22 protein-coding genes and 1 pseudogene are annotated in these 23,626 nt (G+C 68.9%); 9 read left to right on the top strand and 14 right to left on the bottom strand.

Features of this window, described 5'->3' with window-relative positions:
* Positions 1 to 75: 75 nt before the first annotated feature.
* Both OG219_RS29555 and OG219_RS29550 read left to right on the top strand, forming a co-directional pair.
* A complete protein-coding gene (locus OG219_RS29555; protein WP_266831499.1) occupies positions 76 to 1,458 on the top strand; it encodes a PspC domain-containing protein in 1,383 nt (460 codons plus the stop codon).
* Positions 1,445 to 1,681 (top strand): hypothetical protein, encoded by a 237-nt coding sequence (locus tag OG219_RS29550; RefSeq protein ID WP_266831497.1) that lies wholly within the window; start codon positions 1,445 to 1,447, stop codon positions 1,679 to 1,681. Before OG219_RS29555 ends, OG219_RS29550 begins: the two co-directional genes overlap by 14 nt.
* Before the next feature lie 141 nt (positions 1,682 to 1,822).
* Here OG219_RS29550 and OG219_RS29545 read toward each other — a convergent pair whose 3' ends face one another.
* From OG219_RS29545 to OG219_RS29535, 3 genes are all read right to left on the bottom strand, one after another.
* Positions 1,823 to 2,305 carry a hypothetical protein gene (locus tag OG219_RS29545; protein WP_266831495.1) on the bottom strand — a complete coding sequence of 161 codons (483 nt, stop codon included), beginning with the start codon at positions 2,303 to 2,305 and terminating at the stop codon, positions 1,823 to 1,825.
* A 223-nt stretch (positions 2,306 to 2,528) separates the two neighbouring features.
* Positions 2,529 to 3,059: a DoxX family protein gene (locus OG219_RS29540; protein WP_266831493.1), complete on the bottom strand. Its 531-nt coding sequence runs from the start codon at positions 3,057 to 3,059 to the stop codon at positions 2,529 to 2,531.
* A 484-nt stretch (positions 3,060 to 3,543) separates the two neighbouring features.
* Entirely contained in the window at positions 3,544 to 4,854 is a 1,311-nt protein-coding gene (locus OG219_RS29535) for a hypothetical protein (protein ID WP_266831491.1), read from the bottom strand.
* Between the two features lie 224 nt (positions 4,855 to 5,078).
* Here OG219_RS29535 and OG219_RS29530 point away from each other — a divergent pair, with 224 nt between their 5' ends.
* On the top strand, positions 5,079 to 5,963 hold the full coding sequence (locus tag OG219_RS29530) for a DUF4429 domain-containing protein (protein WP_266831489.1): 885 nt from the start codon (positions 5,079 to 5,081) through the stop codon (positions 5,961 to 5,963).
* Between the two features lie 46 nt (positions 5,964 to 6,009).
* On the opposite strand, the gene OG219_RS29525 is transcribed toward OG219_RS29530, so the two are convergent.
* Positions 6,010 to 6,810: a class II aldolase/adducin family protein gene (locus tag OG219_RS29525; RefSeq protein WP_266831487.1), complete on the bottom strand. Its 801-nt coding sequence runs from the start codon at positions 6,808 to 6,810 to the stop codon at positions 6,010 to 6,012.
* 199 nt (positions 6,811 to 7,009) lie between these two features.
* Here OG219_RS29525 and OG219_RS29520 point away from each other — a divergent pair, with 199 nt between their 5' ends.
* The gene (locus OG219_RS29520; RefSeq protein WP_266831485.1) at positions 7,010 to 7,534 is read left to right on the top strand and encodes a pyridoxamine 5'-phosphate oxidase family protein; all 525 of its coding nucleotides are present in this window, start codon (positions 7,010 to 7,012) and stop codon (positions 7,532 to 7,534) included.
* A 12-nt stretch (positions 7,535 to 7,546) separates the two neighbouring features.
* On the opposite strand, the gene guaA is transcribed toward OG219_RS29520, so the two are convergent.
* Entirely contained in the window at positions 7,547 to 9,130 is a 1,584-nt protein-coding gene (gene guaA / locus OG219_RS29515) for a glutamine-hydrolyzing GMP synthase (RefSeq protein ID WP_266831483.1), read from the bottom strand.
* Between the two features lie 404 nt (positions 9,131 to 9,534).
* Between guaA and OG219_RS29510 the strand changes: the two genes are divergently transcribed.
* Complete coding sequence (locus OG219_RS29510; RefSeq protein WP_266831481.1) at positions 9,535 to 9,828, top strand: chorismate mutase; 294 nt, start codon at positions 9,535 to 9,537, stop codon at positions 9,826 to 9,828.
* Between the two features lie 570 nt (positions 9,829 to 10,398).
* Here OG219_RS29510 and OG219_RS29505 read toward each other — a convergent pair.
* Positions 10,399 to 10,971, bottom strand: coding sequence for a Uma2 family endonuclease (locus tag OG219_RS29505; RefSeq protein WP_266831479.1), 573 nt, complete (start codon positions 10,969 to 10,971; stop codon positions 10,399 to 10,401).
* Positions 10,972 to 11,117: 146 nt separating this feature from the next.
* The gene (locus tag OG219_RS29500) at positions 11,118 to 11,597 is read right to left on the bottom strand and encodes an ATP-binding protein (protein ID WP_266831477.1); all 480 of its coding nucleotides are present in this window, start codon (positions 11,595 to 11,597) and stop codon (positions 11,118 to 11,120) included.
* 238 nt (positions 11,598 to 11,835) lie between these two features.
* Here OG219_RS29500 and OG219_RS29495 point away from each other — a divergent pair, with 238 nt between their 5' ends.
* Both OG219_RS29495 and OG219_RS29490 read left to right on the top strand, forming a co-directional pair.
* Complete coding sequence (locus OG219_RS29495) at positions 11,836 to 12,687, top strand: helix-turn-helix transcriptional regulator (protein ID WP_266831475.1); 852 nt, start codon at positions 11,836 to 11,838, stop codon at positions 12,685 to 12,687.
* A 13-nt stretch (positions 12,688 to 12,700) separates the two neighbouring features.
* Positions 12,701 to 12,895, top strand: a complete 195-nt coding sequence (locus tag OG219_RS29490; RefSeq protein WP_266831473.1) for a DUF397 domain-containing protein — start codon at positions 12,701 to 12,703, stop codon at positions 12,893 to 12,895.
* A gap of 80 nt (positions 12,896 to 12,975) precedes the next feature.
* On the opposite strand, the pseudogene OG219_RS29485 reads toward OG219_RS29490, so the two are convergent.
* The 4 genes and pseudogenes from OG219_RS29485 to OG219_RS29470 all read right to left on the bottom strand — a co-directional run.
* Positions 12,976 to 13,167: pseudogene (locus OG219_RS29485) on the bottom strand (IS5/IS1182 family transposase); the annotation flags it as partial.
* A 28-nt stretch (positions 13,168 to 13,195) separates the two neighbouring features.
* Positions 13,196 to 13,792, bottom strand: coding sequence for an SMI1/KNR4 family protein (locus OG219_RS29480; protein ID WP_266831471.1), 597 nt, complete (start codon positions 13,790 to 13,792; stop codon positions 13,196 to 13,198).
* Between the two features lie 38 nt (positions 13,793 to 13,830).
* Complete coding sequence (locus OG219_RS29475) at positions 13,831 to 14,421, bottom strand: SMI1/KNR4 family protein (RefSeq protein WP_266831469.1); 591 nt, start codon at positions 14,419 to 14,421, stop codon at positions 13,831 to 13,833.
* Positions 14,422 to 14,557: 136 nt separating this feature from the next.
* Positions 14,558 to 15,709 carry a hypothetical protein gene (locus OG219_RS29470; protein ID WP_266831467.1) on the bottom strand — a complete coding sequence of 384 codons (1,152 nt, stop codon included), beginning with the start codon at positions 15,707 to 15,709 and terminating at the stop codon, positions 14,558 to 14,560.
* A gap of 433 nt (positions 15,710 to 16,142) precedes the next feature.
* Between OG219_RS29470 and OG219_RS29465 the strand changes: the two genes are divergently transcribed.
* Complete coding sequence (locus tag OG219_RS29465) at positions 16,143 to 17,177, top strand: hypothetical protein (RefSeq protein WP_266831465.1); 1,035 nt, start codon at positions 16,143 to 16,145, stop codon at positions 17,175 to 17,177.
* Between the two features lie 91 nt (positions 17,178 to 17,268).
* Here OG219_RS29465 and OG219_RS29460 read toward each other — a convergent pair whose 3' ends face one another.
* Positions 17,269 to 19,074, bottom strand: a complete 1,806-nt coding sequence (locus OG219_RS29460; RefSeq protein WP_266831463.1) for a GMC oxidoreductase — start codon at positions 19,072 to 19,074, stop codon at positions 17,269 to 17,271.
* Positions 19,075 to 19,123: 49 nt separating this feature from the next.
* Complete coding sequence (locus tag OG219_RS29455) at positions 19,124 to 20,713, bottom strand: succinic semialdehyde dehydrogenase (protein WP_266836271.1); 1,590 nt, start codon at positions 20,711 to 20,713, stop codon at positions 19,124 to 19,126.
* A gap of 335 nt (positions 20,714 to 21,048) precedes the next feature.
* Between OG219_RS29455 and OG219_RS29450 the strand changes: the two genes are divergently transcribed.
* Complete coding sequence (locus OG219_RS29450) at positions 21,049 to 21,867, top strand: hypothetical protein (protein ID WP_266831461.1); 819 nt, start codon at positions 21,049 to 21,051, stop codon at positions 21,865 to 21,867.
* 31 nt (positions 21,868 to 21,898) lie between these two features.
* On the opposite strand, the gene OG219_RS29445 is transcribed toward OG219_RS29450, so the two are convergent.
* Positions 21,899 to 23,590 (bottom strand): serine/threonine-protein kinase, encoded by a 1,692-nt coding sequence (locus OG219_RS29445; protein WP_266831459.1) that lies wholly within the window; start codon positions 23,588 to 23,590, stop codon positions 21,899 to 21,901.
* Positions 23,591 to 23,626: the final 36 nt, after the last annotated feature.

Raw genomic sequence — 23,626 nt, 5'->3', positions numbered from 1 at the left:
ATCAGGGCCGAAATCAGGGTTCGGCCAGGGTCATCCCGACTGCCGTTGCGCCTCCTCGCCCGTCACGATGGACGCATGACAGATCACCAGCACGCGGCGGCGGAGCCGGACCCCGGCCCCGGCCCGGGCGCCCCACCACCGGGCACCGGGCCGCGCGACGCCGTGCCGCCCGCCCCAGGTGAGGAGCCGCGCGCGCCCGAGGTCCCCCGCAAGTTCCGTCGCGACCGGCGGCACAAGATGCTGGGCGGGGTGTGCGCCGGTCTGGGGCGGCAGTGCGACATGGACCCGGTGATCTTCCGGATCGTGCTCGCGGTGCTCTCCGCGACGGGCGGCCTCGGCCTGATCTTCTACGGCTTCGTCTGGCTGTTCATCCCGTTCGACGACGACGAGGAGAACGAGGTACGGAAGCTCCTGACCGGCCGCGTGGACGGCCAGGCGCTGGCGGCCGTGCTCTTCGCCCTGGTCGGCTGCGGAGTGTTCCTCTCGATGATCAACAACGGCGGGGTGCTGACCTTCGCCGGGGTCCTCGCCCTGCTCCTGGCGGGCGCCGGGTTCTGGTCGCAGCAGCGCGGCGCCCCCGACCCCGACCCGCTCGCCGCCCAGGCCGTGGCCGACGCCCCGCCGGAGGCGAAGGCACCGCCCGTCCCCGCCTCCTACCCGTCCTGGTGGCGCGACCCGATCATCAAGGACGGCTCCCACGTCGGCGGTACCGGCTATCTATGGGGACCCAGAGACACACGGAACCGGGATGTGGCGGCCGCACTCAATATCGCCCGAGGCACAAGCCGCCCCGACATACGCACGGCATGGCACCCGAAGCCACCCGGCCCGCGCTGGATCGGCGGCTGGGTGCTGGTGCTCGCGCTCGTCGCGGGCATCCTCGGCACCAGCCTGACGTGGGAGGAGCACACGCTCTCGACCAGCCTGCAGACGGGCCTGGCCGGCGCGCTGATCGTGTTCGGCCTGGGCATCGCGATCAGCGCGTTCAAGGGGCGTACGGGCGCGGGCTCGATCTTCCTCGCGATACTCACCGCGGGCCTGCTCGCCGGCTCCGCCGCGCTGCCCAAGAACATCAGCACGCACTGGGTACGGACGGAATGGGTACCGGCCAACGCTGCCGAGGTGAAGGATTCGTACGACCTCGGCACAGGCGTGGGCACCCTGGACCTGACCAACCTCGACCTCGCCAAGGGCCAGATCCTCGCGACGAACGCGGAGGTGGGTGTGGGCCAGCTCAAGGTGATCATCCCAAAGGATCTGACCGTGAACCTGAGCGTCGATGTCGGCGTCGGAGACATCCAGTTGCCGGGCGACGACGAGAAGGACGTGGACGTGGCACCGGGCAAGAACAAGAACGTGACGCTGTCGCCCACGACCGCCGACAAGAACGGCGGCACGCTCGACCTCGATCTCCAGGTCGGCGTGGGCCAGGCGGAGGTGACCCGTGCCACGTCATGAGCTCCAGCCGGGCAAACTGGTCGCGGGTTTCTTCCTCACCCTCGCGGGCGTTATCTACGCCGGCGACGCGGGCGGCCTCTGGGAAACGCCCTGGTTCGCGATCATCCCCCTGGTCACGGTGGGACTCTTCCTGGCAGCCACCGTGGCCCTCCTGACCCGAGCAATACGCAGACGCCGGGCGACCCGCCGGGATCCGGTGACCGCGGCGAGCAAGCCGGGGTAGGCCACCCTCTGCCCCGTTGGCCTCCGGCTGGAACCACCTCTTCAGCCCAGTCCGCCAACAGGGGCAGTCATCCGTGCCGGCAAGCCGGGAGGGCCCTCCCGCCATGGGAAGGCCCTCCCGACTGTCAAGCCGCCCGACGGATCACGGGTCGATGTCGCCGAGGTCCCTGACCAGGATGTCCTCGCCGTTCTGCTGGACGTGCAGCTCGACGTCGTTGAAGGTGAGGTGGAGCAGCTGCACGCGCCAGTTCCCGTTGGGACATACGTCGTCCTCGCTGGGAGTCTCCGGCGCCGGGAGCGTCACGTTCCGGAAGGTGATCTGGCCGTTGCGCGGGGTGACGTGCTGGGTCGGGCCTTGCACGTTCTGGAACTCGGTGCCCTGGCCAGGGGCGATGTTGCCGCCCCGATTGACGCATACGTACTCGGCCTCGACGGAAGACGCCGTGAGGAAAATGTCGGTGGCGACGTTGCCGAGGCCGGCAGCCTTGCCGCTGCAGCTGAGTCCGCTGAGGGACTTACTGCAGGTGACGTCGCCGATGAAGTGCGGGCTCTGGGCCGCCGCCGTCGAGATGCCGATGGCGGTGGCTGCAAGAGTCATGAGCGCGGTGCTGAACACGCGGCGCATGCAGGTCTCCCTATCTTCGTGCGGGAATGAGACTGGATGCTCGACGGACGCCCCTGGGAGCGGGTCGGCGTCTCGCCTTTATCCCGTTGAAGACATGAGCATGCGCAGGTTGCGATGCACGGACTACGAATAGTGATCGTACGAGTGCCAATCGTAACGGTCCGGAGTATCGCCACATCCTCAGAGACCGCAGGCCGGGGCTCGCCTCTTCAGGCTCAGCCCTTCATCGGTAACCGCCACTGCGTTGCCGACGCCGGTTGCGCAGTGCCGCGTCCACGGAGAACACCGAGGCGCCGGCCAGAACCAGGGGCAGCCAGGCCATCAGGTAGATCAGGTCGTTGCCGTAGTAGTACGGGTCGGCGGCCCAGCTCACGGTCAGCCACAGGCTGAGCGAGATGACGGCGCCACCGAACGCGGCGAGGCGGGCCAGCAGGCCGATCAGAGTGCCGATACCGACGGCGAGCTCGCCGAAGGCAATCGCGTAACCGAAGCCGACCGGATTCTTCAGCGACATGTCGACGAGCGCCGGGATCGCCGAGGAGTCGCGGACCCCGCGCATCATGTCGCCGATCGAGCCTGCGCCGGAGTCCGACATGAACGCGCTGTCGGTGAGTTTGTCCAGGCCGGCGTAGATGAAGGTGACACCGAGGAAGACCCGTAGGGGAAGCAGGGCGTACCGGGTGGCGGTGTCCCGCCAGTCCCGCCCCCCATCGAGATAGGGGCTCGGTGTGTCCGTCCGAATACCGTGAGTCATCGCTCTCCGCCGCCTCTCGCCCGCGTGCCGTTGACCCCTCAACAGACCATACGTACGACAGCAGGCCCCCGCTCAAGGATCGGGGGGCCCGTTTTCCTTCCCACCCTCCAGCGCCCGGACCGATATGGCCACCCGACCCGGGTGTCCGGCCCGGTTTTTTTCGCCCCCTCCGCCCCTACCCAACCCGTACCTGGGGGCTCCGCCCCCAGACCCCCGCTCGCCCAAAGGGCTCGTCCTCAAACGCCGGACGGGCTGAAACCCCAGCCCCGACGGGTGGGTGGGGGATCGGGACGGCACCACCACACCCTCAAACACCGGCGGGGTTGGAGCCGCCCACCGGCGGAAGGGGGCGTGCCGGTACGTCCAAAGCCCGTCGCGTACGCCCGCGTCACCGGACGCTCCCCTCCTCGCCCAACGTCTGATCCGGCGGCGACGGGCGGACGTACCGGCACGCCCCCGACCCACCCACCACCCGGACCGCTCCTCAGTCCGTCACATCAATCACGCACCGATTCGTCTCCACCCCCGCAGCGGTAACCACCTGCACCTCCACCCGCCCCGGCTCCACATCCACCGGCACAGGCACGGTAAGCACCGCATCCGTGGGATTGCTGAACCCCCCGGCCACGGGAACCAACGGCACATGGACATGCACCGGACCGATCCGCACCACCATCCGGGACAGCCGGTCCGCGGTCCCCGCGCCGGGCGGCACGAACCCGGCCCCCCGGATCTCGATGTCGTCGCCGGTGCGGATGGGCGCGTCGAGGTCGCCCGCCTCACGGGCGCGGACGACGGAGAGGATCACCGGCCGCCCGCCCTCGGCGTACTTCGCGGCGAGATAGGTGGCGGCGGACACGAGGACCAACAACGCCAGCCCCCACGGCAGATCCGGCAGCTGCGAGGGCCGCCGCGCCAGCCGCACCGCCGCGAACACCAGAGCAACCGCACAGATCACGACGTACTGGATGTCCGCGAAGGACCCCCGCCCGGAGTCGTCGGTCAAAAGATCGGACGCCCGCGGCCGATCCGCCCGCACCTTCTGAAGCCGCTGCCCAAGCACCCGCAGCCCCACAACCCGCCGCACCAGCACAGCAATCCCGCACAACACGGCGACAACGGTCACCACACCCGCACCCCGGGCGAGTTCAAGCCCGGCGATCAGCTCGTCGCGAGTGCCGTGCGCGGAGGCAGCCGCCAGCTGCCCCACGAGCACCAGAACGGCATACACGACGAACAGCACCCAACCCCCCGCCACCACACGCGAGGTGGAGAGCCGGTTGTCCTCGCCGATGAGCGGGGCGAGGACGCCACCCCGCGCCCGGTGGAGATACCCCGCACCGGTCAACGCCCCGCTCACCACAAGAGCGGCGAGCAGCCCGGCCGTGCGCGCCGCACTCCACCCCGCCCCGATCGCGGTGAGCGCCTGCACCAGAAGCAGCGCGACGACAACTCCCCACACCGCGTAGGCAGTACGCCGCCACATCCGTCCGAGCCACGCCTCGCCGTCGAGGCGCCCGCGCTCGGCGACGACGTCCGCGGACTGGGTCAGCTCGTCCGAGACCCACTGCCGGGACGCGGACGCCGAGTGGGCGACGGCGGCGGGCAGCCCCTGCCCGGACGCCAACTGGTCGCGCTTCGCGAGGAATTCGGCGACAGCCCGCCGATGCCCCTCACGCGCCCCGTGCGGACAGTCCCCGCAGGTGCACCCACCGCCGTGCGCGCCCTGCCCGGAACCCTGACCGGCGCCGAGCCCGTCACCGCGCCCCGCGCCACGTCCCGAACCACGCTCCACGCCGTGTCTCGCCTCCTGCACCGCCACGTCCGCTGCCGCCTTCCCCGCGCCAAGAACTCCGTGCGGCCAGACCATCCGTACGCCTGACTGCCGTACAACTGCCTTACAACTGCGTCGCGATGACAGCGAATTGTGCCGTACGAAACACGGCCCGCGTCCGGCAGGTCTGGTCAGCGCGGGTGAAGCGCGGGCGCCCGTGTTGACCCGGCTGCGAGAATTCGCGTATGGCCGAGATCATCCAGCGCGACGGGACCTGGGTCTTCGACGGCAGCACGGTCAGGATCACGCCGGGGCTGCACCGCTCCGTGCCGCTGTTCCGGCAGACGTACGGGGAGGTCACGGTCCCCCTGGAGGCGATCGCCGGCATCGTCTACGAGCCCGAACGCAAGCGCGGCCGCCTGCGGCTGAGCCTGCGCGAGGGCGCCGACCCGCTTCTCCAGGCGACCGGCGGCCGGCTGCCCGAGGCGGCGGACCCGTACCGGCTGGCGGTCGACATCGACCGTTCCGGGGTCGCGGAGTACGTCGCCGAGGAGATCCGCCGCGCGCTGCTCCTCGACCAGATCCCCAAGGAACCGACGAAGACCTATCTCCTCCCGGGCCCGCCCGTCCCCGTCTCCGTCCGCTCCAGCGACGGCACGGTGTCGTTCGACGGAACGCAGGTGCGGATCGACTGGGCGGACACGTCCGACCGGGTCAAGCGGGCGACGGGCCCGCGGATCGTCGCGGTGAGCGACCTCGTGCAGGTCGAGTGGCTGCCCAACTCCGGTTACGAGGACGGCTTTCTGCGCTTCGTGACCGGCGAGACCGTCTTCTCCAAGCTGCCGCCCGAGAAGGACCCGTACTCCCTGGACCTGTGGGGGAACACCCACCGCGACCTCCTGACGGCTCTCGTCGCCACCGCCGTCACGGCCCGTCTGCCGCATCCGTCCACCCGCACGGGCGAGTACGTGGACCGTCCCCAGCTCAAGCAGGCCGCCGTACCACCTCCGGCCGACCATCACGACGTACTCCTGCGCCGCCTGCGGGAGTTGGGCGAACTGCACCGCGACGGCGTACTCACGGACGAGGAGTTCGCGGCAACGAAGGCGGCGGTGCTCCGGGGGTTCTGACCCCCGCCGCGGAACCCCCACTACCCCTACCCCCACTACGCCCCCGTCACGAAAGAAGATCAGGCTCACTCCGGCTGATGTCCTGCCACAACGGCTGGTAGTTGATCCACGCCACCAGATCGCCGCCGAGCTGCTCCCGCGTAGCAACCGCCTGCTTGTGGTCGATGAGGATCGGCCGGCCCGCGGCCTGCGCGGTGAGCTGAACCTGGCTCGACCGCTCCATGGACACGAACCACCAGGCCGCCGCGTCCACCGAGTCCCCGACCGTCAGCAGCCCATGGTTGCGCAGCACCAGTGCCTTGCCGGTGCCGAGCGCGGAGGCGATGCGGCGGCCCTCGTCGGCGTCCACGGCGACGCCGGTGTAGGTGTCGTACAGCGCGTGGTCCTCGTAGAAGGCGCAGCTCTCCTGGGTGATCGGGTCGAGCAGGTCGCCGAGGGCGGACAGAGCGCGCCCGTGCACGGAGTGGCAGTGCGCGACGGCGACGACGTCGGGGCGGGCGGCGTGGACCTGGGCGTGCACGGTGAAGGCCGCCTGGTTCACGTGGTAGCGGCCCTCGATCACCTGCCCGTCCTGGTTGGCCATGACGAGGTCGCTGACGGTGACGTGCTTGAACGGCATCCCGAAGGGGTTGACCCAGAAGCAGTCGCTGTACTCGGGGTCGCGCGCGGTGATGTGGCCGGAGACCCCGTCCTCGAACCCGAGCCGCCCGAAGAGCCGCAGCGCTCCGGCCAGCCGTTCCTTGCGGTGCCGCCGCTCGTCGTCCACCGAATCGTGCATCGGCGGCATGGCGAACCGCAGCCGGTCGGTGGGTAGGGGCGTGGGCGTGGGCGGGGTGGGCCCGTGCATATGTCCTCCAGCACTGGCGTGTCCGGTACGGAGCGGAAGTTACCCCCGGTCAGCCCAGGAGACCAGGGCCGTTCGGTGAAGAGAGTGCGCAACCGTTACGAGATCCGGGTTCCCTCTGTCGCCGAGAGCACGCGGACGGTCGCCGAGAGCACTCGGATACCGGACAGAGGATGTCGGGTATCCGCGCGAGACTCGTCGTATGACTCCTCCGACGACATCGAATACAACGGCATCGAACTCGACGCCACCGAACTGGGCGGCCTTCGGCACCGCGGAACCCGACCTGGCCAAAACGGTCGAGGACCGGTTCACGGCCTTCACGCACCACACCCTCGCGACCCTCCGCAAGGACGGTTCCCCCCGCACCTCGGGCCTTGAGGTCCGTTTCCTGCACGGCGAGCTGTGGCTCGGCATGATGCCGGACTCGCTGAAGGCACTCGACCTGCGCCGCGACCCGCGCTTCGCGCTGCAGGCGAACCAGGGGCCGGGCACCACCCTGGCGGGCGGCGACGTCCGGATCAGCGGGCGGGCGTACGAGGTCGCAGACTCCGAAGGCTCGGCGGCGAAGGCGGCGTACGTGAAAGAGGTGGAACCGCCGGAGCCGTTCCACCTCTTCCGCACCGAGCTGACGGAGGTCGTACGGACCTACGTCGAGGACGACAAGTACCTGGTCGTCGAGATCTGGAAGCCCGGAGAGCCGGTGCGAACTCTCAAGCGGACGTGAACCGCGCGGCTACTACTCCCACTCGATGGTGCCCGGCGGCTTCGAGGTCACGTCGAGGACGACTCGGTTGACGTCCGCGACCTCGTTCGTGATCCGGGTCGAGATCTTCGCGAGTACGTCGTACGGGAGACGCGACCAGTCGGCGGTCATGGCGTCCTCGCTCGACACCGGACGGAGCACGATCGGGTGGCCGTACGTGCGGCCGTCGCCCTGGACGCCGACGGACCGGACGTCCGCGAGCAGGACCACCGGGCACTGCCAGATGTCGCGGTCGAGACCGGCGGCGGTCAGCTCCTCGCGGGCGATGGCGTCGGCCTCGCGCAGCAGGTCGAGCCGCTCCTTGGTCACCTCGCCCACGATGCGGATGCCGAGGCCGGGGCCCGGGAAGGGCTGGCGCTGGACGATCTCGTCCGGCAGGCCGAGCTCCTGGCCGACCATCCGGACCTCGTCCTTGAAGAGCTTGCGCAGCGGCTCGACGAGTTCGAACTCGAGGTCCTCGGGGAGGCCGCCGACGTTGTGGTGGGACTTGATGTTGGCCGTGCCGGTACCGCCACCGGACTCGACCACGTCCGGGTAGAGCGTGCCCTGCACCAGGAAGGCGACGTCCTCGCCCGCCGCGGCCTCGGCGATGATGTCGGCCTGCGCCTGCTCGAAGACGCGGATGAACTCGCGCCCGATGATCTTCCGCTTCTCCTCGGGGTCGGACACCCCGGCGAGCGCGGCGAGGAACCGCTCCTCCGCGTCCACGACCTTCAGCTGTACGCCGGTCGCGGCCACGAAGTCCTTCTCGACCTGCTCGGTCTCACCCTGGCGCATCAGACCGTGGTCGACGTACACGCAGGTCAGCTGCGAGCCGATGGCCTTCTGCACGAGGGCCGCGGCGACCGCGGAGTCGACGCCGCCGGACAGCCCGCAGATGGCGCGCTTGCTGCCGACCTGCTCGCGGATGAGCGCGACCTGCTCGTCGATGACGTTGCCGGTCGTCCAGTCGGGCTTGAGGCCCGCACCCCGGTACAGGAAGTGCTCCAGCACCTGCTGACCGTGCGTGGAGTGCATGACCTCGGGGTGGTACTGGACCCCGTACAGCTTCTTCTCGTCGTTCTCGAAGGCCGCGACTGGGACGACGTCCGTGGACCCCGTGACCGTGAAGCCCTCGGGGGCGGCGGAGCAGGCGTCGCCGTGCGACATCCACACCGACTGCTCGTCGGGGGTGCCCTCGAAGAGGGTGGAGCCCGGCTTCGAGACGTGCAGCCCCGTACGGCCGTACTCGCGGGCGCCGGTGTTGTCGACCGTGCCGCCCAGCGTCGTCGCCATCAGCTGGAAGCCATAGCACATGCCGAAGACGGGGACGCCGGCCTCGAACAGCGCGCGGTCGAGGCGGGGGGCGCCCTCCGCGTACACCGACGACGGGCCGCCGGAGAGGATGATCGCCGCCGGGTTCTTGGCGAGCATCTCCTCGACCGGCATGGTGCTCGGCACGATCTCGCTGTAGACCCGGGCCTCGCGAACGCGGCGGGCGATGAGCTGGGCGTACTGCGCACCGAAGTCGACGACCAGGACGGTGTCGGGGGCGGCGGCGGGGGTCGCTGATGACACGGGTTGCCTTCCGGCGGTGAGCAGTGGGTGTGTGGGGCCGAGTCTACCGGGGGTGCGGGTGGGGGGTGGCTGGGGCGGGTTTTTCGCCGCCTCGGCCCCCGCTTGACCGAAGCCACCCCTGCCTGCCCGACCCGTGTCCACCGCCTGCCCGGCCCGTCTCACCATCCGAACCGTCTTGGCCAGGACGCCCCGCCCCTGCATACTGCTCCCATGCTCACGCACCCGACGAACTTCGTCTTTACCTATGGCAACCGGCCCACCGGCTGCCATGGTCGTGCTGCTTGAGCAACTGACAAGCGACTTCCCAGGCGCCCCGGGCCGACAAGGCCCGGGGCGCCTGCCGTTTCCGGACCTGGCCGCTCCGGGGCACCCCGTCACCAGAAGACAACAAGAGGAGCCCCACCATGGCCGACGCAGCCGACGTACTCGACAAGACCGGCGCCCGCACCGACGAGGCCGCTGACACGATCACCGGTGCCCGTGAGCGCATCGACGCCCTGGACGACCGGATCATCGGTCTCGTCCAGGAACGGATGGCCGTCTCGGCGGTGATCCAGGAGGCCCGGATCTCCTCCGGCGGCCGCCGTGTGAACCTCTCCCGTGAGATGGAGGTCCTCGGCCACTACAGGGACGCGCTGGGCAAGCCGGGCACGTCGCTCGCGATGACGCTGCTTGAGCTGTGCAGGGGCCGTATCTGAGTGCCGTACGGAATCCCGTACGGCGCCGTACGCACGTACGCATGCCGTCTCACCCGTACGGCGCGTGACCGGGCCGCCGCGGGCTTCGTTGGTCCCGATGTCCGTGTCAGCCAGGGGCGGGCCCGAAAGAACCACGCGTGGCTTCGCTGGAGTGATGAGACGTACGGATCGTGCCGTGTGTCGTGGGACCTCACTCCAGGGTCGTGACCGGACGGCAGGGGACAGCAGCCCGGTCACCCAAGAGAACGGTCGGCTCCGGGGACGCCCGGGGCCGCCCGGCGGAATCTGTACAGAAGCGGTCGTAACGGTTGCGGACTCCGCCGCCCATCCCGCACGATGCGAGAACAGCCCAAGTCCCCTACTGGGCAACCAAATTCATCCAGTACCGCCAATGGTCGACACCACCCGCACGCCCCCAGTGCGCCGGGGCGCCGACCAGCGGCCCCCAGCCCAGCGGCGCACCCCCCGGCGCCGCTCCCCCGGCACCGGCGCTGCCCTGACGTCGGTGCTGACGCCGAAGGGCCCTGCGGATTCCGTCCCGCGGGGCCCTTCGCCATGATCAGGGGTTGGTCACTCCGCCCGGTCTTCGGCGGAGGACTCCTCGGCACGCCGGTCCGGTCGGGGGGCGAACCCTGCCGTCTCAAGCTCGAAGTCGAACGGCGCGGGCACGTGCAGGCGCTTCCCGAACGGAACGGTGGTCCGCGACTGGTACCCCTTCGCGGACGGATCCCAGAACGCCGTGATCTCCTCGGCCTGCATGTCGAGTACAAGGTAGACAGGCACGACGCGCCCGTAAGCGTCCAGCTTGTCGAGCCAGTCGGCGTCCTTGATGGATACGGAGGTCAGCTCGGCGACCAGGGAGAGTGCACCACCGTCGGCGTGCCGGCCATCGGCGTCGAAAGCGGCCTCGTCGGCGACGTGCAGGTCGGGACCGAATCCTCGCTCCACCCCGGGAAACACAAAGAGAAACGGCGCCACGTCAACGTCATGGCCGGTCGGCGCATGGGGCTCAAGCTGTAGGCGCAGCGACTTCATAGCCTTCTTGAAGCGCAGCTTCGACCACGGCGACACGACGATCTTCCCCCGGATGAGTTCGGCCTTGTAGCCGTCAGGTGTGTCCAGCTCCTCGACGATCCGGAGCATGTCCTCGAAGGCTCCGGTCGCAGGAGCGTCTATGGCCGCCGGGCGCTCGCTCATGGTGGTCACCACGGTCCTCCACTGACTACAGGGCGTGTCGCTGGCCCCACGGTAGCGCCGAGCCTCTCCTGCCGCCCACCGCCCAGACGCCCTCATGCGGCGACGACACGGTCGGCGGACTGCGCCCCCATCTCACACCACAGCAGCTTTCCGCCCCGCCCGAAGAGGTCGTCGCCGAGCGGGTAGCCACCCCACGCGTCCGCGTAATGGCATACGAGGAACAGTCCGCGCCCGCCGTCCGCCTGGGCGGGGACGGGGTGGAGCGGGCCGGAGCGCTTGTCGAAGGGAGGTGGGATGTGCGGGTTGGCGTCCCAGACGCTCACGCGGAGGCGGGTGCCGCCGAGGGCGCGGAGGCGGAGGGTCGCGGGGCCGGTGGAGTACCGGTATGCGTTGGTGACGAGTTCCGAGGTCAACAGTTCGGCGGTGTCGGCGAGTTGGTGCATGCCGTGGCCGGTCAGGACGGCCCTGAGGGTGGTTCGGGCGATCCGCGGGGCCAGCGGATCGTTCGGCAACTGGAGGGCGTATGCCCAAGATGCGGACGCTTCGGACTTCGGCGGGGATACGGTGACCATGAACGCCTCCTGCGGTGGGGGGACTTGTGTTCGTACGGGCCCGGCTGAGCGGTGGCATGTCGCGTGCGTAGGTGTGGGCAGCGCGGGGCGCTTCCGGCTTACCGGTGGGGCCAGTTGAGCGGCGTGGAACTCACCGTAGACTGCGATCCCTGAAGGTTTTGCTGATGCCTGCAAAACCTTCAGGGATTTACCTCGTGTGGGTGACCGCCCCACCAGGTGTACGGAACGGAGCGAGGACATGGCACCGAGGAGCGCACCGACTGCGCGCCGCCTCCGCGTCGGGACCGAGCTGCGCCGACTGCGCGAACGCGCGGGCATGGCCGCCGTGGAGGCCGCGCGGGCCCTGGGCACGACGCAGGCCCAGATCAGCAACATTGAGGCCAACCGGTTCGGCGTGAGCGCCGACCGCGTCCACACCCTCGCCCACATCTACGGCTGCACCGACCAGCCCCTGGTCGACGCCCTCGCCGACATGGCAGCCGACCGCACGCGTGGCTGGTGGGAGGAGTACCGGGGCACTATGCCCGCTCCGCTCCTCGATCTGGCCGAGATGGAGCACCACTCGACCGCGCTGCGCGTCGCCCAGGTCATCAACATCCCAGGCTTGCTCCAGACGCCCGACCATGCCCGCGCGCTGTTCCGGGAAGCTGTCCCCGCCCTACGCCCTCACGAGATCGAGCACCACGTCTCCCACCGCATCAAGCGCCAGGCCGTCCTCTTCCGCGACCAACCGGTGCCGTACACCGCGATCATCCACGAGGCCGCACTGCGCATGCAGTTCGGCGGCTCGCAGGTGACTCATGCCCAGTTGGACCACCTCATCAAGGTGAGCGAACAGCCACACATCACCCTTCGAGTCATCCCCTTCGACGGCACCTCGTTCCCGACCGCCGGTCACGGTCTGGACTACGCGCACGGCCCGGTGACAGCCCTCGACACCGCACAGCTGGACACCAGCCACGGCAGCGAACTCATCGACGCAGTAGGGAAATTGGAGACGTACCGGCTGGTCCTGAACCGTATGGAGCAAGCCACCCTCAAACCCACAGCATCCCGAGACCTCATCCGCCGCATCGCCAAGGACACCTGAGGAGAGACACCCCGTGACCGAACTCAACTGGCAGAAGTCCACCTACAGCGAGGCGGCCTCCTCGTGCGTCTACCTCGCCACCACCCCCGCCGGAACGATCCTCCTCCACGAAAGCGACGAACCCGAGTCCGTCCTCACCACCGGCCCACGCCAACTCGACGCGCTGATAACCACCTTGCGGAACACGCTCCGCAGTTCACCATCCTGAGGCGCCCCAAGGCCTGAGCTTTTACCTGAGCCGCCTGAAGGAGACACGGAGCCAGTTCCATCCTCAGTCTGAGCTGGCCAGAGGACGGCCTGAACGAGACTCGTGATGCGGCTGGTCGAGCACCGAAGCTTGCGGAGGAGTCACCAGGACTTGGGGGTGGCAACGGCCTGCCCGACGAGGCCCGGATCTTTGCGTGAGACCGAATTGACGGCTTGCTGGCCGTGGAGAGCATCTCCCACCCGCCACGGGTAGGGCACACGAACCGTACCTCCGGTAGGAAGTCCTCCAGAGCCTCTCCGTTCAGAACGGTTCGAAGCGCGGCTGAACAGGGCCGATCTCTCCGGCGGCGACCAATTCCTCCAAGTCCGCCGGTTCCAGGAACTCCAGGGCTTCCGGTTCGATGCCGTGGTAGCGGTCCACGTCGAGCAGGCGCCGTACGAACGAGAGGGCGAAACTGGAGAACGGCCCGTCGAAGGTCTGGCATCCCTCTTCATGGACCATCGTGACGATCTTCCATTGCTCCGGGTCTGGGTCGCACGGCAGGAAGAAGTGCTCGTCACCGCTGTAGTCGTACCCCCAGGAGATCAGCCCACCGGGTTCGGGATGGAAGGCGTACGGAACATGCTCGGAGCCGCCGCGGCTCAGGGCTCTGTCTCGACGCTCAGTAAACGTCTGGTGCGTCTTGCGCATGCGCTCCAGCAACGGGCTTGATCCACGCGGGTGGAAGACAACGAGCTCGCCAGAGATGACCCCGCTGCCGTAGACATTGAGAAACGTCTTGAAGTCACCGGGCAGAGCGGAACCTACGTGTTGCTCGACTTCGTTCCAGTGGTCTGGGTTCGGTTGCCGGTCGGCGGGTTCGCCCAGCAGGGCCTGCAACTCATCCAACGAGGACATGCACTGCTCCAAGAAGCGACTGACCAACGCACCTCTAATTACATGCCACGCTCAGGCCCGCGCCACGTGCTCGAACGTTCCGACTCGGTCATCGGCATGGACTCGAAAACGATCGGACCTGCGTAGAAGACAGCACTTCCGGGACCAAACATATCTTCACCGACCAAGTACCGGTAGAGCCATTCAGAAAATTCCATGCGGTACTCGTAAAAATCCTGCTCGTCTCCATCGCATGACAGGATCCTCCATTCTCCGAAGGCCGCGTCGACCACCCCGAAGACATATTCCCCGCGATCCGTAGAGACCAGCGGTATGAGTCCCGACGGCCCACCGAACAGTGGGCCGTCTGGAAAACCGGGACACTCCGCTTCCGACAGGTCACTGCGTGAGAATGCCTCGACCGTCCCCCTCATCCACTTTCCCAGGTTCCACCGGTGAGTGGACGGATGGTCCAGGGAGAGGTGCCAGTTCAATTGCACCGGTGCATAGCTACCGATGATCTCCTTGTAGTCGTCGGGCAGTTGGACACCCAACTCTCCCTCCAACCTGTCCCAAGCCGAAGCCGGAGGCAAAACATTTCTCGTCGGACCCAGCATTCCGATCACAGACTCAGTGAAGTTACGAGACATGACCATCCTCAAAGATCACTTCGGAAATTTACTGGACCCCGTGGTGCACGCTGGTCGATACAGCGTCTCGGCCTCAAGCTCCCGGACTCGTCCCAGCAGGGGGAAACCACACTGGCGTGGTGTCGCATGCCGGGCGTCAGGTCCGGGACGCCACACCGCAGCCCGCCGCAGGGTTCTGATCGATGCCCTCACTGCGGTCGTACGGGTCCAGTGTCGGCCCGGTCGGGAGCTCGCCCTCCTGCTCGCCGGTCGAGAACTGGGGATGGAAATAGCCGTCGTAGACGTCGCAGGCGGAGTTGCCGATCTCCTGGTCGTAGCGGGTGACGAAGAGCTTGCCGGGGGTGACCTGGTACTTGACCGGGTCGGAGACCTCGAGGTCGAGCACCCGACGGATGACGGTGCGGGCGACCTCGGTCGAACCGTCGGTGCGGGCGAGCGGGTAGACGAAGGTGTAGTCGGCGTGGATCACGAAGGAGGCCGACTCGCCGGCCTCGAACGTCATGCGGCCGCGGGTCTTGACCACGTCTCCGGCGAGCCGCAGTTCGGCGGGGTCGTAGCGGCTGAACATCCACAGGGGGTCGTGCTTCTCGTCCGGCTTGCGCAGCGCGGTCTCCAGCAGGTCGACCACGCCGGTCTGGAGGGGGTCGATCACACCGAGCGCAGTCTCGGGTCGCTCGCCGCGCAATGTGGCCGGGTCGAGGTTCGCATCGACCAGGAGTTCCTTGGTCTGCCGCAGCGCCTTTTCGACCTGCGCCTTGGAGAAGGAGCCGACCGCTGTCGCCTTCGGCAGGACGATGCCGGCCGCGCCGTCGGCCCACCGCGCGGCCGGGGAGCCGGCGAACGGCCGTTCCAGGGTGGGGGTTACCGGAGCCACCTCCGAGGGCGCGGCGGTCGGGGCCGCGGTCTCCGCCGGGAGCTGGGACGCGGCAACGGCCTCCGGAACGCCGGTGCCCGAGCCGGGGTCATCGCCGAGCAGGAGTGACGGCTTGTTGGCCACGACGACCGCGGCAATCGCTAGGGGCACACCGAGAATCGCCCACAGCCGGCGGCGACGGGCCGCGCGCCCGTCCATTTCCCGCCAGGCCGGCCCGGTGCGCCACCCGTCGGGCACCTCACCCCGCGCATCCTGCTGCCGCAGCCGCTCAGTGACCACACGCGCCCGCGCGGACGGCTCCTTCGGCGCCGAGGCATGGATGTCCCGCTCGGTGTCCTGGACGAACTTGTCCCAGACCTCGTCGGATATGGAGCCCGAGTCGGGGTTCGGCTCGTCGGACGGTCTTTCGGCCACGGTGGATCGTGCGCCTTTCTCTGCGGGAACGGCCACCGGGCCCGGGCAGGGGAAACCGGGGGCTGGGCACGTCCTCGCTGGTGAGCCAGAGGCAGAGCCACTCCGCGAACCCGGTCGCACAGATCCCCCACCTGAATGATCAAGAGGGGACACTTCTAAGCGGACTTACTGGAGATGCACAAGACCTCCACAGGGCTCCGGGATTGATGCGTGATGACGGTCACACGAAAATCAGCCACGAACGGGACGATCCGACCCCGGACCTCCATGTGATCCACCCCACATAAGGATTCCGTGAGTGAAGGCACAACCATTCTCGGCCATCCCGTGTCACACCTGCAGAACCAACGGCCACACCCGCGCCCCACACGCGAAGGCCTCCCCACGTGCGTGCCGCGACGTAGCGGCGCGCGCCAGACTTTCCGAGGTTTTCATGAAGCTTCGTCGTGCCATGGCCGTTGCGGCCGCGACGGCCGCACTGGCCCCTATCGCGCTGCTGTCGGCGCCGGCCGCCTTCGCGGATGACACCACTCCCCCGGCCACGGCTGAGAGCAGCCCCGCGGTGGAGGACACCACTCCCGCGACCGAGGACACGACTCCTGCCGCCGAGGACACCACCCCGGCGGCTGAGGACACGACCCCCGCCGCTGAGGACACCACCCCGGCGGCCGACGACACGACCCCCGCCGCGGACGACACCACCCCCGCGGCCGGCGACAGCAGCCCGGCCGTCACGCCGACCCCCTCTTCGACCGTCCCGGAGGAGGGCGAGGAGCCCGAGCTCTGCATGGACGAAAGCGACGTCGTCGAGATCAGCAACGACCTGACCAGCAACCTGTCGGGCCTGCCCGACACCATCGTCGCGGGCAGCGGCTGGACGAAGTTCTCGTTCAACGTCTCCAACAGCGGCGACGACACCATCAAGAACATCGCGCCGCTGATCGGCGTCGCCGCCATCGGCTGGGACGAGGAGGACTACTCCGGCGAGATCAGCGTGCAGGTCCTCGACAAGGACTCCGGCACCTGGCGCGAGGTCGCGGGCGCCGCGGGCGAAGGCGGCACCTTCACCCCGTTCTCGCTCGGCGCCGGCCAGTCGACCTCGTACCAGCTGCGCCTGAGCGTCAGCGGCGACGTGCCTGACGCCATCGGCGTGACCGGCGGCTTCGCCCAGTACGCGGACGACGAGGGCTGCTGGGTCGCCGACGACCCGAACGGCTGGATCTACTTCTTCGACATCCTCGCCGCCGGCTCTGACGCGGGCGACCCCGAGGACGCCAAGCCGCAGACCGGCGGTTCGAAGGAGATCAGCGACGCCAAGACGGTGGACGCCTCCGGCTCGCTCGCCGAGACCGGTTCCTCGTCCGTGCTGCCGCTGATCGGCCTCACCGGCGGTGTCGCCGTCGTCGCCGGTGCGGGTGCGGTGTACGTGGTCCGTCGCCGCAACTCGGGTGGCGCCACCGCCGCGTAAGGCGGCCCGGCCCCAGTAGCCACAGCTGAATGAAGGACCTGCGCTCGGAGGGGGGTGCAGGTCCTTCTTTCTGTCCACAGCTGCCTGCGGGTTACGACTTCGGCGGCACCGTAGGCATCCCCAGGAACGGCAGCTTCAGCGCGCCGAACGCGTCCGCGGGGACTGCGGGGCTCTGCGGCTCGACCGGCTTCAGGCGCTCGTACGCCGCTCCCTGCGCCGGACGCGGGTCGGCCTCGCCCTTGTTGGGCCAGTACGACATCGCGCGCTCGGCCTGGGCGGTGATGGTGAGCGACGGATTGACGCCGAGGTTCGCGGAGACCGCGGCGCCGTCGACGACGGAGATGCCGGGGTGGCCGTACAGCCGGTGGTACGGGTCGATGACCCCGGTGGACGGCGAGTCGCCGATCGGGCAGCCGCCGAGGAAGTGCGCGGTGAGCGGCGTCCCCATCAGCTCGCCCACGTTGCTGCCGGCGAAGCCGTTGATCTCGGCGGCGATGGCGGAGGCGCCCTCCGAAGCCGCCTTGATCTGGCGGGGGTTGGGAGCCCCGTGCCCCTGACGGGCCGTCAACAGGCCCTTGCCCACGCCCTTCGACTTCAGGTACGTCGTCAGGGAGTTGTCCACCGACTGCATGACAAGACCGATGATGGTCCGCTCGGACCAGTGGCGGTTGGAGAGCGAGCGGAGCACGAGGAGTGGGTGCTTCGCGGCGTTGGCCAGCCATCCCAGAAGCAGTGATGAGCCCTCCGCGTACGGGACTTGGAGGATCGACAGGCCGCCCATCGAATTCGAGCCCTTGCCGTAACGGACGGGCTCGATGTGGGTGTTCTCGTCGGGGTGGATCGAGGACGTGATCGCGACGCCCTGGGTGAAGTCGACCTTGGGCGTGCCGTGCGCCTTGCGGTACCGGCGGTTGTCGGTCTGCGCGCCCACAAGGGCCTCGGAGTTGGTGCGGGTCAGATCGCCCAACCTGCTTGAGATGTACGGCAGTTGGCCGCCGGACTTCATGCGGTGCAGCAGGGTCTGCGTGCCGTAGGTACCGGCGGCGATGACGACCCGGCGGGCCTTGAGGATCCGCCCCTCGCCCTTGCGCTTCTCGTCCGTGGGCAGGGTGGCGACGGCGTATCCGCCCTGCGAGTCGTCGGTGACGGACACGACCGTCGTCATCGGGTGCACCACGGCACCCGCCTTCTCGGCGAGGTGGAGGTAGTTCTCGTTGAGGGTGTTCTTCGCGCCGTGCCTGCACCCGGTCATGCACTCGCCGCACTCGGTACAGGCCTTGCGGGTGGGTCCGGCGCCGCCGAAGTAGGGGTCTTCCACCTCGCCGCCCGGCCTGGCCTTCGCCGTCCCGTCCGCGTCCTCACCGTCGCCGAAGAAGACGCCGACCGGCGCCATGTGGAAGGTGTCGCCGACGCCCATCCGCTGGGCGGCCGCCTTGAGGTGGACGTCGGACGGGGTCATGGTCGGGTTGAGCCGCACGCCGAGCATCCGCCGGGCCTGGTCGTAGTACGGCTTCAACTCCCCCTCCCAGTCAGTGATTTCCTTCCACTGCGGGTCCTCGAAGAAGGCCTTCGGCGGTACGTAGAGGGTGTTGGCGTAGTTCAGGGATCCGCCGCCGACGCCGGCACCCGCGAGGACCATGACGTTGCCCAGCAGGTGGATGCGCTGGATGCCGTACATGCCGAGCCTGGGTGCCCACAGGTAGTTCTTCAGGTCCCAGGAGTTCTTGGGCAGCGAACCGCGGGTGAAGCGGCGGCCGGCCTCCAACACGCCTACGCGGTAGCCCTTTTCGGTGAGCCGGAGGGCGGTCACCGACCCGCCGAAGCCCGAGCCGACGACGATCACGTCATAGTCGTACGCGGACTCGTCCTGCTTTTGGACAGAGCTCTCCTGTGACACGTGCCGCTCTCCTCGTTGAGAACTTCTGAGAACTATTCAGATCTGGGATCTACCGGAGCCGCAGCGCCTTCATCACCCTGAGGCTCCGGCTCATGAACGCCGCGTACTTCTCGTCGTCCATGCCGAGCGACGGTGCCATCGGCAGCAGCCGCTGGTGGGCGACGGTCTGCGCCTCGGTGTACTTGAGGATGCCCTCGGAGCCGTGGCGGCGGCCGAGGCCGGAGTCCTTCATGCCGCCCATGGGTGACTGGACGCTGCCGTACGCGGGCGCGTAGCCCTCGTTGACGTTGACGGTTCCGGTGCGCAGCCGGGCCGCGACCGCGCGACCGCGCCGCCCGTCCTTGGTCCAGACGGAGGAATTGAGGCCGTACGCCGTGGAGTTGGCGAGTTCGACGACCTCGTCCTCGGTCTTGAAGCGGTAGAGGGAGACGACGGGTCCGAAGGTCTCCTCGGCGCAGACCGCCATGGGGGCCTCGACGCCGTCGAGGATGGTGGGCTCGTAGAAGTAGGGCCCGATGTCGGGGCGGGCGACGCCACCGGCGAGCAGCTTCGCTCCCTTGGCGACGGCCTCGTCCACATGCCGGGTCACGGTTTCGAGCTGCCGCTCGCCGACCAGCGAGCCCATGTCGGCGCCGTACGCGAGGGAGGTGCCGAGCCGCATCGCCTTGGTGCGTGCGGCGAACCGCTCCGCGAACACATCGGCGATGTCCTCATGGACGTACAACCGCTCGATGGAGATGCAGAGTTGGCCGGCGGAGGAGAAGCAGGCGCGCACGGCGCCCGCGGCGGCCTTGTCGACGTCCGCGTCCGCCAGCACCACCATGGCGTTCTTGCCGCCGAGTTCGAGCGAGACGCCGACGAGCCGGGCGGCGGCGCCCTGCGCGACCTCGCGCCCGGTCCGCGTGGAGCCGGTGAACGAGACGTAGTCGGCGTACTTGACGATCTCGGGACCGACGACCGGACCGTCGCCGATGACGACCTGGAACACCTCGGCGGGCAGCCCGGCCTCGATGAGCAGGTCGCGCGCCCAGAGGGCGGTGAGGCAGGTCTCGGTGTCGGGCTTCATGACGACCGCGTTGCCCGCGACGAAGGCGGGGAGCGCGTCGCCGACCGACAGCTCCAGGGGGTAGTTCCAGGGCGCGATCTGGCCGACGACGCCACGCGGGTGACGCAGTTCGGTGACCTTGGTGAGGGTCGGGACGGCGCCGGTGTGCCCCTTGGGCCGGAGGTAGGAGGGGGCCTTGCGCCCGTAGTGCCGCGCGGCCACGACAACGGCCTGGACTTCCTCGTGTGCGTGCAGCCGGGCCTTGCCGGTCTCCAGCTGGATCAGGTCGAGGACCTCGGCCTGGCGGGCGAGCACGAGATCGTGGAAGCGGAGCAGGACGGCGGCGCGCTGCCGTACGGGGGTGGCGCCCCAGGCGACCTGCGCCTTGCGCGCCCGCTCGAACGCTTCCCGTACGTCCTCGGGGGTGGACCCGGGCAGATCGGCCAGCTTCTCCCCGGTGAACGGGGTGTGGTTGGCGGTCCGCCCGGATCCGACGACACCCTTCGTGAGCTGGGCGACCAGCTCGGGCGTGACGACGTCGGCGGCGGTGCGGGCGCCTGCGGGGGCGGCGGCGAGGGGATTGGTGCCGACCATGGCGGCAGCGCCTGTGGTGCCCGTCCCGGCCGCTTCGTCGGTGCCGGTGTTTTCCGTGGCCTGCTCCGTGGCCTGCGAGTCCGTCATGAGCCGCAGGGTATGCCCGACCGCGCCCTTTGGGTACCCGTGGGTAATGCGCTTTCACCGACTGCTCACACGACGCCAGTGATCGCTGGCAACGAATGCCCTGATCAGGGGGTTGTGGGTGCGGCGATCACAGCTTGGTCACTCCCCAGCCAACGCTTGGTGATCCCTTTAATGTTGCCCTCATATTCCGGCTTCACTTCAGGCATCACTTCAGGCACACCCTGAACACACCTAAGGAACACCCCAACATGAAGAGATTCACGCTGCCCCGCACAGGCATCGCAGCGGCCGCGTCGGTGCTCTCGCTCGCCCTGGCCACCGGCTGCTCCGACAGTGGATCCGACTCCGGGGACGGTGACAAGGCCACGGGCGGCAAGGAGTCGACGGCCGCCGCGAAGGTGCTGAGCAGCAGCGAGTTGGAGAAGGCGATCATCGCCACGGGCGACGCCGACGGCTTCGAGGTCAGCTCGGCCACGGACTCCGAGCCATTCGCGTCCTCCAAGGAGAAGGTCAAGGTCGTCGACGAGAAGTGCGCGCCGATCGCGTACGTCCTCACCGGGTTCGCGCCCGGCGACTCCGAGGCCGCGTACCTCAACCGCCAGGTCACACCGGCCACCGAGGAGATCAAGCCCAGCGCGACCTCCTCGGACAGCCTGGAGGACTCGCTGGATTCGATCACCGACGCCCTCAACAGCACGATGACGATCGTCTCGCTCTCCTCGTACGAGGGTGACGGCGCCCAGGAGACCCTTGCCTCGGTCTCCGAAGCGGTCGAGGGCTGTGCGAGCGGGTTCACCGTCGCGGCCGGCAGCGACACCCAGAAGTTCACGAAGGTGGCGTCCGAGAAGGCGTCCGGAAGCGGCGACGAATCGGTCGCGTTCGCGGTGACCGGCGACGCGGAGGGCGACGAGGTCGTGGTGAAGGGCGAGGTCGTACGCCATGGCAGCACGGTCGCCACGTACTACTCGATAAACCTGGCCGCCTTCTCCGGCGAGGCGGGAGCCGGCACCGCCGACTACGACGTCCCGGCCGAGGTCATCGACGCCCAGGCGGCCAAGCTCGGCTGAGCCGCCTGACAGCCGGACCCCGGCCCCTTCCTCACAGCTTGTTGATGTCCAGGTTCGCGATCGCCGTCTTCGCCACTTCACGGCCGCGTGCGGTGAAGTCGCCCTTGCCGGGATAGCTGATCGTGAGCTTGTACATGTCGCCCTCGGACGACTTGTAGTAGAAGATCTTCAGCTCGCGGGGGCGGGGGTTCTGGCTGTCGGTGGTCGTGTAGGTCACCGTGTTCTCGGCGGACTGCTTGCCTTGGTACTTGGTCTCCCCGTTCGGGACCGTCTTCGCGCCCTCGGGCATGCTCAGCTCGTACGCGCCGCTCTCCTTAAACTCGCCGTCGTCGGCGTACATTTCGGCGCGGGCCGAGCCCTCGATCTGGCCGCTGGTGTCCTCAGCCTTCCTCGCGAGGTTCAGGCCGATCCAGATGCTGCCGCTCCAGTCGGAGTACGTGACCCAGTTCTTGTCCGTGTCGTCCGCGTCCGGCTTGCCCACCTGGTAGTTCGCGGGGACCGCCAGCGTCACGCCCAGCTTCGGGTGCGCCCGGTTCTTCCAGGTGTCCGGCAACGACCCCGCGAACGGATCCGCGACCACCAGATACGCGGCCACCGCCGCGGCGACGATCGCCGCGCCGAGGCCGATCAAGGTCTTGCGGCCGACACGGATCCCGTTGCCGCCCTCCGGCCCCGCCATCCGCACGACCTGCGTCGGCGCCGGAGCGGGCGGCCGAGCGGCCGCCTCCAGGAGACTGCGGACCCGGGCCGCGTCCGGGCGGCGGGACGGCTCCTTGTCCAGCAGGCCGTTGATCGTCTCGGCGAGCGGGCCGTTCGCCGAAGCGGGCGCCGCGGGCGTGGAGTTGAGGACGGACTGAAGGGTCGCCGGAGTGTTGCTGCGGCGGAAGGGCGAGACGCCCTCGGTGGCCGCGTAGAGCACGACGCCGAGGGACCAGAGGTCACTCGCCGGGCCCGGGCGCTGCCCCAACACCCGTTCCGGTGCGATGTATTCGGGCGATCCGACGAAGCCGCCGGTGTCCGTGAGGCTCGTCTCGCCCTCGATCTGGGCGATGCCGAAGTCGGTGAGGACGACTCGGCCGTGACGGCCGAGCAGGACGTTGTCCGGCTTCACGTCGCGGTGCAGGATGCCCGCCGCGTGCGCGGCCTCCAGGGCGCCGAGCACCTCAAGGCCGACACGCGCCGCCTCGCGGACCCCGAGCGTGCCCTCTTGGAGGGCGTCGCCCAGCGAGCGGCCCTGCACCAACTCCATGACGATCCAGGGCTGTCCGTCCACGACCGCGACGTCGTGGACGTTCACGACCGACGGGTGGTCGAGCCGCGCCGCCGCGCGTGCCTCGCGGCGCATGCGCTCGAAGGCGTTGGCGCGTTCGCGCTCGGGAAGATGGTCCGGAACGCGGGGCTCCTTGACTGCGACCTCGCGGTCCACCGTCTCGTCCTTGGCCCGCCAGACCGTGCCCATCCCGCCGTCGCCGAGCTTGGAGAGGAGACGGTAGCGGCCCGCGATGAGACGCCCCACGCCCGGGTCCTGCTGCGCGTGTTGTGTGTGTTGCGCCTGCTGTGCGTGCTGCGCCTGCTGCTCCGGGACGACCTGGGTCGGCGTGGCGTACGGGTTACCGGGGTAGGGCACACCCGCCTGCTGCCCCGGCACACCCTGACGTGGCGGTTGCAGACCGAAACTCGTTGGTTCATCGGCCCCGTAAGGGACTCCCCCGTTGTCACTCATGGGTCCATCCATATCGCGCCAAGCGGTTCGGCATCC

The sequence above is a fragment of the Streptomyces sp. NBC_00038 genome, from assembly GCF_026343635.1.
Classification (GTDB): domain Bacteria; phylum Actinomycetota; class Actinomycetes; order Streptomycetales; family Streptomycetaceae; genus Streptomyces.
Note: the sequence above shows the minus strand (reverse complement) of the source record. Positions and strands in the feature narration are given on the sequence as shown.